This window comes from Sporosarcina gallistercoris (assembly GCF_014836415.1).
Classification (GTDB): Bacteria; Bacillota; Bacilli; order Bacillales_A; family Planococcaceae; genus Sporosarcina; species Sporosarcina gallistercoris.
On record NZ_JACSQY010000001.1, the window covers coordinates 314668 to 329459 of the forward strand.

Sequence of the window (14792 nt, forward strand, 5' to 3'; positions counted from 1 at the left end):
GATCACCGTGCCTTCTCTATTAATGATTGTAAAAAGCTCTCTCCGAATTCCGGCGCTTTCGCTTCAAAATTCTCCGCAATAGTTGCTCCGATATCTGCAAAAGTCTTACGTAGCGGAAGCGTACCACCACTTATAAAACGCGGAGAGTACACGAGTAACGGAACAAATTCCCGGGTATGATCTGTACCTTCATGAACCGGATCGTTCCCATGATCAGCAGTGATGACCAGCAAATCATCGGGTTTCAAACGGCTCATTATTTCAGGCATCCTTGCATCAAATTCCTGGAGTGCCAGTCCATAACCGAGCGGATCACGACGGTGTCCGAACAGCGCGTCAAAATCCACTAGATTTGTAAAACTCAATCCTTCAAAATCCGTATCCATTTCAATTAGAAGCTTATCGACACCGTCCATATTACTCTTTGTACGCACCGCTTTAGTCACACCTTCATTATTGAAGATGTCCGAAATTTTACCCACTGCAACCACATCTTTTCCGATGTCTTGTAATGCATTCATAACTGTAGGCGAAAATGGTTTAAGCGCGTAATCATGACGATTCGAAGTTCGTGTAAAGTTTCCAGGTTCTCCGATAAATGGACGCGCAATGATACGACCAACTAGAAATTCCGGCTGAAGTGTCAGTTCGCGGGCAATTTTACAAATACGATATTGCTCATCAATCGGAATAATATCCTCATGTGCTGCAATTTGAAGGACCGGATCAGCAGAGGTGTACACAATGAGCGCTCCCGTTTCCATATGCTCTTTTCCGTACTCTTCAATAACTGCCGTCCCGCTAGCCGGTTCGTTACAAATCACTTTACGGCCTGTCCGTTTTTCCAACTCTTCAATGAGTTCAGAGGGAAATCCATTTGGATAGACTTTAAATGGTTGTTCAATATTAAGACCCATCATTTCCCAATGTCCGGTCATCGTATCTTTACCGACAGAGGCTTCCTGCATTTTACCGTACAGTGCGATAGGAGCCTGCTCTTCAGGAACACCTTGTATTTTTTTAATATTGGATAAGCCCATCCGAGCGAGGTTTGGCATATGCAGACCGTTCTCCATATGTTCTCCGATATGACCGAGCGTATCAGCTCCTTCATCTCCAAACAAATGTGCGTCCGGCGCTTCTCCAATACCGACCGAATCGAGAACGATCAAGTGAATTCTTTTAAATGGTTGTGTAGTCATTTGAATTGCCTCCTAAAATTATATGATTATGCTCTTGGATGAAACTGACTGTACACATCCTTCAGTCGCGTGCGGCTGACATGTGTATATATTTGAGTCGTTGAAATATCAGCATGTCCGAGCATTTCCTGTACAGCCCGAAGATCCGCGCCATTTTCAACAAGATGTGTGGCGAACGAATGACGCAACATGTGAGGAGTTAACTTTTGAGTCAACCCCGATTTTTTTGAGACTTCTTGCAAAAGACTCCATATGCTCTGACGTGTCAGCCGCCCTCCTCTGGCATTTAAGAAGAGCGCATCTTTTTCTCCACTAGAAGAAACAAACTCCGGTCTTACGAGTTCAAGATAGTTTGTACACGCTTTCACTGCAGTGTTCCCTAAAGGTATGATCCGTTCTTTACTCCCTTTACCGAAAACGCGGACAAATCCCATCGTTAAATTGATGTCATCCGCATTCATCCCTATTAGTTCACTTACCCTCATTCCTGTTCCGTATAACAGTTCAAGAATGGCAGTGTCCCGGATACTTTGCGGGGTCGCTATGCCAACTGATTGGATGAGCTTATCAATAACAGATACGGAAAGAACACGCGGCAATTTCTTTTCCAGCTTTGGCTGTTCCAGGTGCACCGTAGGATCTGTGTCTGATACTTTGTCCCTCAGCATAAACTGATGAAAGGAACGGATGGATGAGATGTGTCTGGAAATGGTCCTTGAGGACTTCCCTTGTTCTTTCAACTGGTGTAAGTAGTTTGTAATCTGTTGTTGGTCAATCGTATCTGCTGGTGTGAGGTTCGATGCTAGCCAGCCCGTATATGCGGTTAAGTCCCGTTTGTAAGAAGAGATCGTATTGTCTGCCAACTGCCGTTCGACCTTTAAAAAGTGCAAGTAATCTTGAAGAGCGAATTGCAAGTCTGTCACATGATTCGGTTGTCTGATACCACAGCGTTAGGCTGCAGACACAGACTCCTTCCCTCCTTTTTCAACAGAAACGCTAAAAGAGGACAGCATGCTGCCGCCCTCTCTCACTTTCCCTTTGTATCCCCCTCGGATTTACAACGTTTGCAAATCCCGTGGAAGGTGAGCCAATGATCTTTGACTGTAAATCCAAACCGTTTTTCAACGACTTTTTCTACCTCACCGAGAAGGTCTTCTTGAATTTCATCGACTGCTCCGCATTCGATGCATATTAGATGATGGTGGAACCTCGCAGCCCCTTCTTTACGCAGATCATAACGCGCAACGCCATCTCCAAAATTAATTTTGTTTACGACTTTCAATTCTGTTAACAATTCTAGTGTTCTATAAACAGTTGCTAGACCTATTTCTGGAGCTTTTTCTTTAACGAGCAAAAACACATCTTCTGCACTTAGATGGTCTGCCTCATTTTCCAAAAGCACCATGACTGTAGCTTCCCGTTGAGGCGTCAATTTATAGCTGGCCCCATGTAATTGTTTTTTTATGCGTTCAATACGGCTTTCCATAGGACGCCCCCCTCAAGAATGATTCTATTATAGCAAACCGTCATTCGTTATGACAATAGAAAGGAAACCGCCCTATAGCGCCTTTAACCTCCTAAGATACTGTATACAGCTTTGTCTGCAAAGAAAAGGACCACTCCCGCCCCGGCAATCATAAGGGGAATTCTGAGGTTATTGGTTCTCTTAACCGATTTGCGAGTGAAAAAAGGCGGTGAGAGCGTCCAACAGAATAGCAACACAAGAAAAGTCGCTAGCAATTTAAACGGAAACCACCATCCTGTATAAGCGAGCATATTCACTCCGCCGGCAAGAATGTGAGATGAGGCAAGCCCGAATAATACAGCTTTCAGTGCGCCTACTAGCATCACGAACAATCTGGTTCTCTTGGACAAAGACAGGACTATTGCCAAAACGTAAAAAGAAAGAACCGTTGCTAGTTGAATGAGTAAAGAAGCGGAACTGTTTTGCGCTGCCCGGCTATCGTAAAGCTGAACTAGAAATGTAAAATCCGCTTCAGGAATGCCTCGATAGAGTAACACGCCGCCTATGTAACCTACTGCGAGTATCACAAACAATTGCAAGAACGATAACGAACGAACCATAGACAAGCACCTCCGAATAGTTTGTACTACTCTATGCTTGTCCGGTTATAATTAGTTCAATTTTTCAGGAGTTCTTTTGTATACAGCACAGCAAAAGCAGTTTTCGCATCATATATCCTTCCATCTTTCATCATTTCCTCAGCTTCTTCAACAGTACATTCTTGAAGATTGATGAATTCATCATCATCACCTGCAATAGGGTTCTCCACTTTTTCCAAAGACTTCGCTAAATAGAGATGAATGATTTCGTCTGCAAACCCAGGGGAAGTCGCAAAAGACTGGACATATGTCAATTCGTTCGCTCGGTATCCTGTTTCTTCTTCTAACTCCCGGATCGCAGTTTTCTCAGGATCTTCTCCGGGCTCTATTTTCCCGGCAGGAATTTCGATGATGGTCCGTTCAAGAGCTTTTCTGAACTGTTCAACCAGAACGATGTTGCCTTCATCTGTAATGGCGATAATTGCGACGGCTCCAGGATGCTTGATAAGCTCTCGCTTTGCCCGTTTGCCGTCAGGCAGTTCGACTTCGTCCACACGCAGTTCAATAATTTTCCCATTGAATAGCGTTTCACTTGCCACCGTTCGTTCTTCGAATTTCTTCATAAGGTCCCCCACTTTCCTTCTTGTTTCGTCCAGTATACCATGGGAATTATGGAGGTGTTTGGATGAAGACAAGAGAACTCGGTAATAGCGGTCTTTCTGTTTCTGAGCTTGGACTGGGATGTATGTCACTGCCAACTGACAGAAATGAGGTCGATCATGTCGTAGCAGCTGCCCTAGACGCTGGTATATCGTTTTTTGATACTGCAGATTTGTATGATGGCGGTGCAAATGAAGAAGTTGTCGGATATGCAATCCGCAATCGCAGAGAGGAAATCGTTCTTGCTACAAAGGTCGGTAATAAGATGAACCCAGACGGGAAAACATGGCATTGGGATGCTTCAAAAGAACATATAATGGAGGGTGTGAAAGCAAGTCTAAAAAGGCTTGGTACAGATTACATCGATTTATATCAGCTCCATGGCGGAACGATGGAAGACAATGCCGGTGAAGTGATTGAAGCTTTTGAGCGGTTAAAAGAAGAGGGCATTATACGACAATATGGAATTTCATCAATCCGGCCGAATGTGATACAGCGGTTTTTGAATGAAAGTAATGCTATTTCCATCATGATGCAATATAATATGCTCGATCGTCGACCTGAAGAATGGTTTCAGATGATTGCAGACCACAACGCTTCTATTATCGCTCGAGGTACACTTGCAAAAGGTCTTCTGACAGCTGAAGCGAAGCAACGTGTGGTTCAAACCGACTCGTTTGTTGAATATGAACAACCTGCACTAAGTGAGGTCGTATATAACTTGACGGAAAGGACTACAAATCTCCACGCGGCCGCCATTCAGTTTTGTCTTCAAAACGCTACCGTCGCGACGACATTAGTCGGTGCTCGGACGCGTGAACAGCTGATGGATTCCGTTCTCGCATACGAGACACCAGTTAGTAGGGAGACAGTAGATTCCCTGACTAATTTTCTCGCTTTGCACAAATATGACCAACATCGGATTTGAATATGGTACTGAAGTATAAAAGAGAGTGGAAGGCTGAATTGAGCCCCCACTCTCTTTTATTACGCTTCTTGCTCAGTTAACACAACGACTTTTTTCTGCTTTCTCTTCGGTAACATGTTAAAAATAATATTTAACGTAATTGCCGTTAAGCTGCCTGCAACGATTCCATTACTTGTAAGCAGTTGAATGCCCTCAGGTAGTTTTGCGAATAATTCCGGCACGACGGACACACCTAGTCCGATTCCAACTGAACAGGCAACGATCATCGCATTGTCCTGTGATTTAACAACTACCGTGCTTAGCATTTTGATACCTTGGGAAACGACCATGCCGAACATTGCAACCATCGCTCCACCAAGAACAGCGTTTGGAATAACCGTAGCCAGTGCAGCGACTTTCGGCATGAACCCCAATCCAATTAGCATGCCTGCTGTTATCACGAGAACTTTTCTCGATTTCACGCCAGACATTTGAATAAGGCCGACGTTCTGAGAGAATGTCGTATATGGAAATGCGTTGAAGATTCCTCCAATAACAGATGCAAGTCCTTCTGAACGATACCCTTTTGCAAGATCTTTAGATTTTATGTCTTTTTCACAAATATCACCGAGTGCAAAATATACTCCTGTTGACTCGACGAGAGATACCATTGCAACAATTGTCATGATTAAAATCGGCTGCCAATGGAATGTTGGTGTTGCGATGAAAAACGGTTGAGCTACGTGAAACATGGATGCTTCACCCACAGCTGAGAAGTCCACTACACCCATGAACATCGCTGCGATAGTTCCACCAACCAGGCCAATTAAGATAGCTATCGCCCGTAAAAATCCTGTGGAAAAGCGGTATACGAGAACAATGAATGCAAGTGTTCCGAAAGACAACAGGATATTAGTAGTTGAGCCAAAATCAGCTGCCCCCTGTCCACCACCCATGTTGTTGATTGCAACTGGAATTAGTGTAATTCCGATAATTGTTACGACGGAACCTGTAACGACTGGTGGGAAAAACTTGACAAGCTTACCAAAGAATCCGCTTATGAGCACAATAATAACCCCGGATGCAATGACCGATCCATAAATTGCAGATAATCCAAATTTTGTCCCGATATCAATCATAGGGTATACAGCTGTGAACGTACAACCGAGCACAACAGGAAGTCCAATACCAAAATAACGGTTTGTCATAATTTGCAGAAGAGTGGCGACACCGCACATTAATATATCGACAGAAACGAGATAGGTGAGTTGAGTGGGTGTAAGCCCGATTGCGCCGCCTACTATGAGCGGTACGAGAACGGCACCCGCATACATCGCTAATAGATGTTGGATTCCTAGAAGCGTCGTTTTCATTGTTCGACAGCCTCCTTGAAAGTGATTTGCAAGTTTTCAAGTGATTCAATAATTGCCAATGATTCTACACGAAGTCCTTTTTCCCGCAACATTGCGCCGCCTGGTTGGAATCCTTTTTCTATAACAATTCCCACTCCTGCAGTAGCCGCTCCTGCTTGTTCTGCAATTTCCAATAACCCCAGAACCGCTTGTCCATTTGCAAGAAAATCATCGATGATCAGCAATGTATCATGTGAATTGATATGTGCTTCAGATACCGAAATTTCGTTGGATTCCTGTTTTGTATAGGAGTAAACAGAAGCGCTATATAGATTGCTGTTCTGAGTCAATGATTTTCTCTTACGTGCAAACACTACTGGAACTTTCAGCTGAAGAGCCGCCATAACTGAAGGAGCGATCCCTGATGACTCCAATGTTAAGATTTTGGTGATGCCTGCATCTGCGAATTTTTCTGCAAACTCATTACCTACTGCTTGCATCAGTTCGGCATCTATTTGGTGATTCAAAAAGGAATCGACTTTCAAGACATCTCCTGGTAACACGTTTCCTTCTTTCATAATCTTATCTTTTAACAGTTGCATTGCATTTCCTCCTCAATGATATGGCGGACATACAAAAAAGCCGTATGACCCGCGCATCCAATCATATCTATGAGTGGAGCAAAGGTCATCACGGCTAATCATTCACCAGATGTAAACAAGCGAAAATCCGTAGTCGTTCTCCAGATTTACTCAAGTCCGTTGCCCTCATAGTCAGTTTGTTTACGGCAAACCGGTAGAAACTTGCGGACCATATTTCCGCCATTATATGAGTGAATGTATTCGATTTTGACTTTAGTATAGCATGCTCTAACAAGAAAACAAGACCTATTCTGAAACCCGAAAAATGTTAGCGGATTCTTTTAAAGATGTTCAATGGCTTGCTCTACCGAATACGGTGACAGATCGAGCTCCATCTCTTCACCTAGAGTCAGCTGTGCTAGCAATCTCCCTAAATAAGGCCCGGCTGTTAGTCCGGATGCTCCTAGTCCATTTGCGATTAAAACAGAAGAATGTTCAGGTAATTGACCAATGATAGGTAAAAATCCTGGAGTAAATGGACGAACCCCGGTCCGTACTTCCACCAATTCAGCATGTTCCAAACCTGGAGCCACGTTCAGGGCTTTTGATAACACTTCTTGAACTCCGCCTACCGTGACTGTCGGTTCAAACACATGTTCATCTTCATGTGTCGCACCAGCGATCACTCGCCCGTCATCAAGTGACAGTAGATACTGATCGCCCGGTGGAATTACAACCGGCCAATTCGAACTGTTTTCATCGAGTGGATCCATATGCACAATTTGCGCTTTCTGACCACGAACGTTCAGACGAATACTGAGTGGACCAAATACAGGAGGCCATGCACCTGTTGTCAATATAATCTTGTCAGCGTCATGAATCTGTCCGTTACAGACAACTTGTATGGATCCGTTTGTGTCTTTATGGAGTTCTGCACTTCCTTCCAGAAATACTGCTCCGAAATGTTTTGCAGAACGGATCAATGCTTGTTGAAGTTGTCGTCCATCGACACGAGCAGCTCCGGATATGTATATCGATTGAAATCCTTCCGCAATCGGAGGATAATACTGCTTAGTTTGTGCTTGAGTCAGTTTTACTATGTCACCGATTTCAGGTGCTTGTTCCCTTCTTGTGAGCGCACGTTCGTATGCTTTTTGAAGTTTACTATCCTCTGCAAACAAACTGATTGCCCCTACTTGACGGTAACCTGTTTCGGTCTCCCCGAGCGCTTCAAGTTCAGGAATGAGGGTTTTATAATGCTTAGCACCGTTCCGGACAAGTTTGTACCAGTCCTGATTTCTGCGTTGAGATAACCAGGGACAAATAATTCCAGCTGCTGCTCTCGTCGCACTTCCCTGATCATTTCGGTCAATTACTGTTACAGAGGCCCCACGTTTTGCAAGTTCGTACGCTGTGGATGATCCTAAGATTCCGGATCCTATTATAATGATCTGTTCCAACTGCGTTCCCTCCTATTCTCAATTACAGTGTACAACGGTCGCCAAGTTTCCTCAAACCAAGGACTCTGTAATCGTTTTCAAAATTGTAATAAAATTAATATACGGACTATTCTTTCATTTTGATTAGAATGGCGTATAATGGCAGTATTCGATATATCAATTGCAAGTTACTTTTATTTGAAAAGGGGAAATAAGCCATGACGACATCTAAGATTGATTTCAACCTTACCGATTCCCGTAAAGAAAAACCGAACGAAGAGAATCTTGTATTTGGGCGGCACTTCACAGATCATATGTTCATCGCAGATTACTTCAAAGGGATTGGTTGGCAAAACCATCGTATTGTCCCTTACGCACCGATTTCTCTCGATCCTGCTGCCATCGTATTCCACTATGGCCAGACAGTATTCGAAGGGTTGAAAGCATATCGTGCAAAAGATGATTCCATTCGTCTTTTCCGCCCCGAGGAAAATTTCAAACGACTGAACCGTTCATTAGACAGACTTTGCATGCCTCAAGTGGATGAAGCGAAAGCAATCGAAGGACTTCTTGAATTATTGAAAGTTGAGGAAGAATGGGTCCCTAAGTTAGAAGGGAATTCCCTTTACATTCGTCCTTTCGTCATTGCAACGGAAGCTTTCTTAGGCGTTGCTCCGGCGACCACTTATCAATTTTATATTATCCTATCTCCAGTCGGCTCTTACTATGAGGAAGGGATCCATCCTGTTAAAATCTTAGTGGAAAATGAATTTGTCCGCGCTGTCAAAGGCGGTACGGGCGGTGCGAAAACAGCTGGAAACTACGCGTCTGCATTGAAAGCACAAGAAACCGCAAGTGCACAAGGCTATTCACAAGTCATGTGGCTCGATGGTGTAGAGCGAAAGTATGTAGAAGAAGTAGGAAGTATGAACATTTTCTTCAAGATCGACGGTGAAGTCATCACCCCTGCCATTAATGGGAGTATCTTGGAAGGGATTACACGTAAATCCATTATTCAGCTGCTGGCACACTGGGACATCCCAGTGACAGAACGCAAAATATCCATGCAAGAATTAGCTGAAGCACATGCAGCCGGTAAACTGGAAGAAGTTTTCGGAACAGGTACAGCAGCTGTAATTTCCCCAGTCGGTGAATTGAACTGGAATGGTAATATCATGACTATAAATGATGGTAAAACGGGTACACTCTCTAAGAAAATCTATGATACGCTAACGAAAATACAACTAGGCGATGAAGAAGATACACTTCAATGGATAACAGAGCTTTCGCCATCATATGTAAAAACAATGTAATGAAACAACCCGTCACATTTGAGTGACGGGTTGTTTTTTTGGTCAATGAGCGTCTGGGAACATTCGCTTTAAGGCGTCACCGATTTCAGTAAATAATCCTTCGACAGGTTCGCCATTTCGGATTTTATCACTGTAATCATCAATCTGTTTCGTGAAATCAGGGTTTGTGGATACATATACTTTGTCAGTATCTGCCCCTGCTTCTTTGGCTTTATCCGCAATTTTATCCTCCAGCTCTTTGGTGGCTGTAGCACCTTCTTTAAGTGTTGCCCCCACATATGCACTGTTGTTCATCTTAAGAACGCTTGCATGATCGACTTCTTCCAAGCTTGCGACAGCATCTGCAATTTCATCTGCATTCTCCACAGTTTGATCATTTAAGGTATTATCATCAGCAGTGTCATCGTTCGTTCCGTCCATATCTGTCGTCGTATCATTTTCATTCTCTACAACCCCAGTATCATTCGTTTGATTCTCCGTATTTTTATCTTTTTTACCACATGCAGCAAGCGAAAGCATCAGTAAGCAGGCAGCGAATACCATCCAAAATTTCTTCATTTGTCTCTCCTCCATATCTGTTTACAGACAGTATGGACAAAAACAGAAAAAATATGTGTATTTCTTTTACAGACGAATTTCAAAAAGTTGGGTGGTATGACGTTCTACTTCGTTCAAGTCCACTTCGTAGCCGATTCCATTCAATTGAGATACCGTGATTGTCCCATCTTCCACTGTGATCTCTGGAGAAATGATGTCGCGCTCCCAATACGAAGAGGAACCTGCTGTATCTCCAGGAAGTGTGAAATTCGGTAATGTGGTGAGTGCGATATTATGCGCTCGCCCTATACCGGCTTCCAACATACCTCCACACCAGACTGGAATTCCTGATTCCTGGCAAATATCATGAATACGTTTTGCCTCTGTCATCCCTCCGACACGACCTATTTTGACATTAATGACACCGCAGCTACCGAGCTGAATCGCTTTTCGTGCATCCTCAGCAGATAGGATACTTTCATCTAAACAAATAGGTGTTCGAATTTGCTTTTGTAACGTCGCATGATCCACGATGTCATCTGATGCAAGAGGCTGTTCAATCATCAACAAGTTGAACTGATCCAGCTTTTTCAGAAGCTCCAAGTCATCCAATGTGTAAGCGGAATTGGCATCCGCCATAAGTGGGACGTCAGGAAATCGTTCACGGATTTCCGAGAGTAACTTCATATCGTGTCCGGGTTTTATTTTCACCTTTATCCGTTTAAATCCTGATTCCAAACTCTGGTGGATCCGTTCAGCAAGCGCTTGGAAATCCGATTGAAGTCCTATGCTGATCCCAACGTCAATTTTTTCTTTCTTTCCACCGATTGCTTCTGTTAGTGTGATCCCTTGACGTTTTGCCCAGCAATCCCATACTGCACATTCCACCGCTGCTTTCGCCATATTATTTTTCCGAATGGATTTGAAAACTCCATTCACTTCGTCGGGATGTTGAATCGTCCTTCCTTTTAACATCGGAACTAAGAAATCCCGGATCATATGTATGGAAGTATTTGTGGTCTCTTCTGTATACCAGGGAATGGAAAATGCAACACCCTCTCCAAAGCCTTTATTCCCCTTTTCATCGACTACTTCAATTATTAGGAATTGTCGGGTCTGCATCGTTCCGAAGCTTGTTGAAAATGGGTTCTTCATCGTCATTTCCAGTTTCCGAATGATGACATCACGGATAATCATTTCATCTCTTCTTTCTTTACTGACAAAACCGCACGTAAAAATCACATGCGGTTCTGTTCGTTAATAGTTACGTGTTTTCCCTTCGTATTCGTCCAGTAATTCAGCAAAGCTTTTATTTGCTTCCCGTTCTTTTTTCTCTTTGATGGCCAGCTCCTTGCGAGCTTCTTCAGCTTTGGCTTCCACTTGAGTAAGTTCTTCTTTCGCGATTTTCAGTTTAGAAAGCACATCCTCCCCTAATGCATCTGCTAGAAGGAGTGCTCCATCATCTTTCGGTTTACTTTCCGGACGTTGATGATTTCTTTTTTTCGCCATTTGTTGTTCTCCTCTTTTCTTCTTACGGTCGCTCGACAATCGTCGCTACACCTTGACCGCCGCCAATGCACAATGTAGCTAGACCACGTTTTGCGCCGCGTCTTTTCATTTCATGTAACAATGTCACGAGAATTCGCGCACCGCTAGCACCTATAGGGTGTCCGAGTGCGATGGCCCCGCCATTGACATTCAATTTTTCGGGATTGAACTTCAATTCGCGATCGACGGCAAGCGATTGCGCTGCAAAGGCTTCGTTCGCTTCTATCAAGTCCATGTCTTCTAAAGCGAGATTTGCACGCTTCAATACATTTGACACTGCTTGTACTGGCCCTATTCCCATTATTGCTGGATCGACACCTGCATTTGCATTCGCAGTAATGGTAGCAAGCGGTGTGATACCTAGTGCATCGGCTTTGGACTTAGACATGATCACTAATGCAGCAGCTCCGTCATTCAGACCGGAAGCGTTGCCAGCAGTCACACTTCCATCCTTTTTAAACGCTGGACGAAGTTTGGCAAGTTTCTCAGCAGTTGTACCTTCTTTAATATATTCGTCTTCTTCAAACACGATAGGTTCACCATGCCGTACCGGTATTTCAACTGGAACTATTTCATCTATGAACTTTCCAGCAGTGCGAGCCGCTGATGCCTTTTTCTGTGAGTTTGCAGCGAATTCATCTTGTTCTTCGCGTGATAACTCGTAACGATCACACAGGTTTTCGGCAGTATTGCCCATATGATAATCGTTGAATGCACACCAAAGACCGTCAGAAATCATAGTATCTACCATTTTCTGATCGCCCATCTTAAAACCTTCACGTGCATTCTTCAAAACAAATGGAGCCTGACTCATGCTTTCCATTCCGCCCGCAACGATAATTTCTGCATCACCTGATAAAATCGCCTGCCGTGCAAGCTGGACGGCTTTCAAACCAGAACCACAGACTTTGTTGATCGTCATCGCTGGCACCTGTTCAGGAAGTCCAGCTTTCATCGATGCCTGGCGAGCCGGATTTTGGCCTAGACCTGCTTGAAGCACATTCCCCATAATGACTTCATCCACATCTGATCCTGACAGCCCAGCCCTGTTTACGGCCTCTTTAATGACAAGAGCGCCTAATTCTGTAGCACTCACATTCTTCAATGTACCTAAAAATGAGCCGATCGGTGTTCTAACAGCACTCGCAATTACGATTTGTTCTGGCATTGTGATTCCCCCTATTTGTGTTTACGTGACTCGCCCCTTATGAAATACAGAACATTCCCACATATGAATTGCCTGCATCTGCTACAGTCCGTTAGAATAGGCTGTAGGAGGGATAGTATGTTCAGTTTACCAAAAAAAGTGACAATTATCGAGGTTGGACCACGGGATGGATTGCAAAATGAGAAGAATCAGGTTGAAACAAATGTAAAACTCGAATTTATCCGTCAATTAAAGAAAGCCGGCGTCACAGAAATGGAGCTCACTTCATTCGTATCCCCTAAATGGGTACCTCAAATGAGCGATGCACGAGAGATTATGGAGCAGGCTGATTTAGCGGAACGCTCGATTGTCTTAGCACCGAATGCGAAAGGTGTAGCATACGCTCAAGATTCGGGTGCTAAAAGCATCGCAGTTTTTGTAGGTGTCAGTAATACATTCAATCAGAAAAATATTAACCGCACGACTGCTGAGAGTGTCGAGACGCTAACTCCTGTTCTATTGAAGCTAAAAGAAGAAGGTGTTTTTGTCCGCGCTTGTATTTCTACTGCATTTTATTGCCCATATGAAGGGAAAATCGAAGTGGATGACTGTATCGAACTTTGCAGACAATTTGTCGCTTTAGGAGTAGACGAACTTAGTGTGGCAGATACGGTCGGGATGGCCAATCCTGTCGAGAGCTACGAGCTTTTCACGCGACTTCGTCAATCATTTCCTTCAGTTCTGCTAACTGCTCATTTCCACGACACCAGAAAAATGGCACTCGCAAACATTTTTGCGTCTTTACAAGCAGGAGTGGATCGTTTCGATACGGCGGCTGGAGGATTGGGCGGATGTCCATTTGCTGACGGTGCCACAGGAAATGTAGCGACCGAAGATGTGGTGAACATGCTCGATTCGCTAGGTATCTCCACAGGTATCGACGTTAAACAAGTGTGTGAAGCAGTTGAGATAATCGCGCCGCATGTGTCGCGCCCTATCGAGACCGGCATGTACCGTTTGTATGAAAACGGAAGGATTTAAGGAGCTGAATCTATTGAGAAAGCGACTGCTTGCAATCACAGGTGGGGTCACATTCATTACGACTGCTGTAATCACAGCGTTTGGCATCCTAGCTACCAATCGTTTGATGTTTCTCAAAATCAAAGATGCAGAGGTTGTATTAAAACGGGAATCCATCGCGAGGCGATTCGATGCGCACTGGTATGAGACAGTTCCGAAAACGACAATGCGCATTCAATCGCCTAACGGTTATTTACTTCATGCTATCTATCTGCGTCCGCTCGATACTACAAGAACGGTGATTATTTGCCACGGTGTCACTGAAAACAAAATTAATTCCATGAAGTTTGCACGGATGTTCGAACGTCTCGGATTCAATTCTGTCGTTTATGATCATCGGCGTCATGGTGAGTCAGGCGGGAAAACGACGAGTTTCGGGTTCTATGAAAAAATGGATCTACGAGCAATCATTCAAGCAGTCCGTGAGCGTATAGGCCGAAGAGCACTGCTCGGAATCCACGGCGAGTCAATGGGAGCAGCAACGATGATTTTAACAGCGGGGACCTATCCGGAAGAAGCAGATTTTTATATAGCTGATTGCCCTTTTTCAGATTTCACGGATCAGGTTTTTCATATATTGAAAACGACTACACCGCTGCGGACGGCGAAGGTCATTCGAATCGCTAACATCTTTCTAAAAATCCGGGATGGGTATACAACTTCTTTGGTATCGCCGAAACAAGTCATCGCTCAGGTTGAGCACCCGATGCTTTTCATTCATAGTTTGGAAGATGATTTCATCCTGCCTAGCATGACGGAAGAATTATATGCGCATAAAAACGGGGATAAATCCATCAAACTTTTCCCGAAAGGTGCACATGCCCGTTCTTTTAATGAAAATCCGGAAGAATATGAAGCAACGGTCAAACGATTCTTAAGGAAATATGGATTTTTGAATTAAAAAATCCCGTTCAATGTCACTACATTGAACGGGTGTTGTTATTTTTATCAGACATAGTGCC

The 14792-nt window shown here is 43.9% G+C and carries 16 protein-coding genes and 1 riboswitch; of the genes, 4 read left to right on the top strand and 12 right to left on the bottom strand.

Annotated features, from left to right (window positions below; genetic code table 11):
- Nucleotides 1-2 precede the first annotated feature (2 nt).
- From deoB to H9659_RS01620, 5 genes are all read right to left on the bottom strand, one after another.
- Nucleotides 3-1202, bottom strand: a complete 1200-nt coding sequence (deoB, locus tag H9659_RS01600) for a phosphopentomutase (protein ID WP_191688152.1) — start codon at nucleotides 1200-1202, stop codon at nucleotides 3-5.
- A 26-nt stretch (nucleotides 1203-1228) separates the two neighbouring features.
- Nucleotides 1229-2125, bottom strand: coding sequence for a site-specific tyrosine recombinase XerD (gene xerD, locus H9659_RS01605; RefSeq protein WP_191688153.1), 897 nt, complete (start codon nucleotides 2123-2125; stop codon nucleotides 1229-1231).
- Nucleotides 2126-2229: 104 nt separating this feature from the next.
- Nucleotides 2230-2688, bottom strand: coding sequence for a ferric iron uptake transcriptional regulator (fur, locus tag H9659_RS01610; protein ID WP_025784947.1), 459 nt, complete (start codon nucleotides 2686-2688; stop codon nucleotides 2230-2232).
- A gap of 83 nt (nucleotides 2689-2771) precedes the next feature.
- Nucleotides 2772-3287 carry a hypothetical protein gene (locus tag H9659_RS01615; RefSeq protein WP_191688154.1) on the bottom strand — a complete coding sequence of 172 codons (516 nt, stop codon included), beginning with the start codon at nucleotides 3285-3287 and terminating at the stop codon, nucleotides 2772-2774.
- Nucleotides 3288-3343: 56 nt separating this feature from the next.
- Nucleotides 3344-3889 (bottom strand): NUDIX domain-containing protein, encoded by a 546-nt coding sequence (locus tag H9659_RS01620; RefSeq protein ID WP_191688155.1) that lies wholly within the window; start codon nucleotides 3887-3889, stop codon nucleotides 3344-3346.
- Between the two features lie 62 nt (nucleotides 3890-3951).
- Here H9659_RS01620 and H9659_RS01625 point away from each other — a divergent pair, with 62 nt between their 5' ends.
- Nucleotides 3952-4854, top strand: a complete 903-nt coding sequence (locus tag H9659_RS01625; RefSeq protein ID WP_191688156.1) for an aldo/keto reductase — start codon at nucleotides 3952-3954, stop codon at nucleotides 4852-4854.
- 59 nt (nucleotides 4855-4913) lie between these two features.
- On the opposite strand, the gene H9659_RS01630 is transcribed toward H9659_RS01625, so the two are convergent.
- The 3 genes from H9659_RS01630 to H9659_RS01640 all read right to left on the bottom strand — a co-directional run bounded on the left by H9659_RS01630 (nucleotide 4914) and on the right by H9659_RS01640 (nucleotide 8226).
- The gene (locus tag H9659_RS01630) at nucleotides 4914-6206 is read right to left on the bottom strand and encodes a nucleobase:cation symporter-2 family protein (RefSeq protein WP_191688157.1); all 1293 of its coding nucleotides are present in this window, start codon (nucleotides 6204-6206) and stop codon (nucleotides 4914-4916) included.
- Nucleotides 6203-6787 (bottom strand): xanthine phosphoribosyltransferase, encoded by a 585-nt coding sequence (locus tag H9659_RS01635; protein ID WP_191688158.1) that lies wholly within the window; start codon nucleotides 6785-6787, stop codon nucleotides 6203-6205. The genes H9659_RS01630 and H9659_RS01635 overlap by 4 nt, the downstream gene beginning before the upstream one ends.
- A 148-nt stretch (nucleotides 6788-6935) precedes the next feature.
- Nucleotides 6936-7037: riboswitch (purine riboswitch) on the bottom strand.
- A gap of 70 nt (nucleotides 7038-7107) precedes the next feature.
- The gene (locus H9659_RS01640) at nucleotides 7108-8226 is read right to left on the bottom strand and encodes an NAD(P)/FAD-dependent oxidoreductase (RefSeq protein WP_191688159.1); all 1119 of its coding nucleotides are present in this window, start codon (nucleotides 8224-8226) and stop codon (nucleotides 7108-7110) included.
- Nucleotides 8227-8423: 197 nt separating this feature from the next.
- On the opposite strand from H9659_RS01640, the gene H9659_RS01645 reads away from it, so the two are divergent.
- Nucleotides 8424-9518 (top strand): branched-chain amino acid aminotransferase, encoded by a 1095-nt coding sequence (locus tag H9659_RS01645; RefSeq protein WP_191688160.1) that lies wholly within the window; start codon nucleotides 8424-8426, stop codon nucleotides 9516-9518.
- A 42-nt stretch (nucleotides 9519-9560) separates the two neighbouring features.
- Here the strand turns inward: H9659_RS01645 and H9659_RS01650 are convergent, their stop codons facing one another.
- The 4 genes from H9659_RS01650 to H9659_RS01665 all read right to left on the bottom strand — a co-directional run bounded on the left by H9659_RS01650 (nucleotide 9561) and on the right by H9659_RS01665 (nucleotide 12771).
- Nucleotides 9561-10076 carry a YhcN/YlaJ family sporulation lipoprotein gene (locus tag H9659_RS01650; protein WP_191688161.1) on the bottom strand — a complete coding sequence of 172 codons (516 nt, stop codon included), beginning with the start codon at nucleotides 10074-10076 and terminating at the stop codon, nucleotides 9561-9563.
- 66 nt (nucleotides 10077-10142) lie between these two features.
- On the bottom strand, nucleotides 10143-11252 hold the full coding sequence (gene menC, locus H9659_RS01655) for an o-succinylbenzoate synthase (protein WP_191688162.1): 1110 nt from the start codon (nucleotides 11250-11252) through the stop codon (nucleotides 10143-10145).
- Between the two features lie 60 nt (nucleotides 11253-11312).
- Nucleotides 11313-11564, bottom strand: coding sequence for a YqkE family protein (locus H9659_RS01660; RefSeq protein ID WP_191688163.1), 252 nt, complete (start codon nucleotides 11562-11564; stop codon nucleotides 11313-11315).
- A 22-nt stretch (nucleotides 11565-11586) separates the two neighbouring features.
- The gene (locus tag H9659_RS01665; RefSeq protein ID WP_191688164.1) at nucleotides 11587-12771 is read right to left on the bottom strand and encodes an acetyl-CoA C-acetyltransferase; all 1185 of its coding nucleotides are present in this window, start codon (nucleotides 12769-12771) and stop codon (nucleotides 11587-11589) included.
- A 117-nt stretch (nucleotides 12772-12888) separates the two neighbouring features.
- On the opposite strand from H9659_RS01665, the gene H9659_RS01670 reads away from it, so the two are divergent.
- Together H9659_RS01670 and H9659_RS01675 are read left to right on the top strand one after the other, a co-directional pair.
- A complete protein-coding gene (locus H9659_RS01670) occupies nucleotides 12889-13791 on the top strand; it encodes a hydroxymethylglutaryl-CoA lyase (protein WP_191688165.1) in 903 nt (300 codons plus the stop codon).
- Nucleotides 13792-13804: 13 nt separating this feature from the next.
- Nucleotides 13805-14731: an alpha/beta hydrolase gene (locus H9659_RS01675; RefSeq protein ID WP_191688166.1), complete on the top strand. Its 927-nt coding sequence runs from the start codon at nucleotides 13805-13807 to the stop codon at nucleotides 14729-14731.
- The last annotated feature ends 61 nt before the right edge of the window (nucleotides 14732-14792 follow it).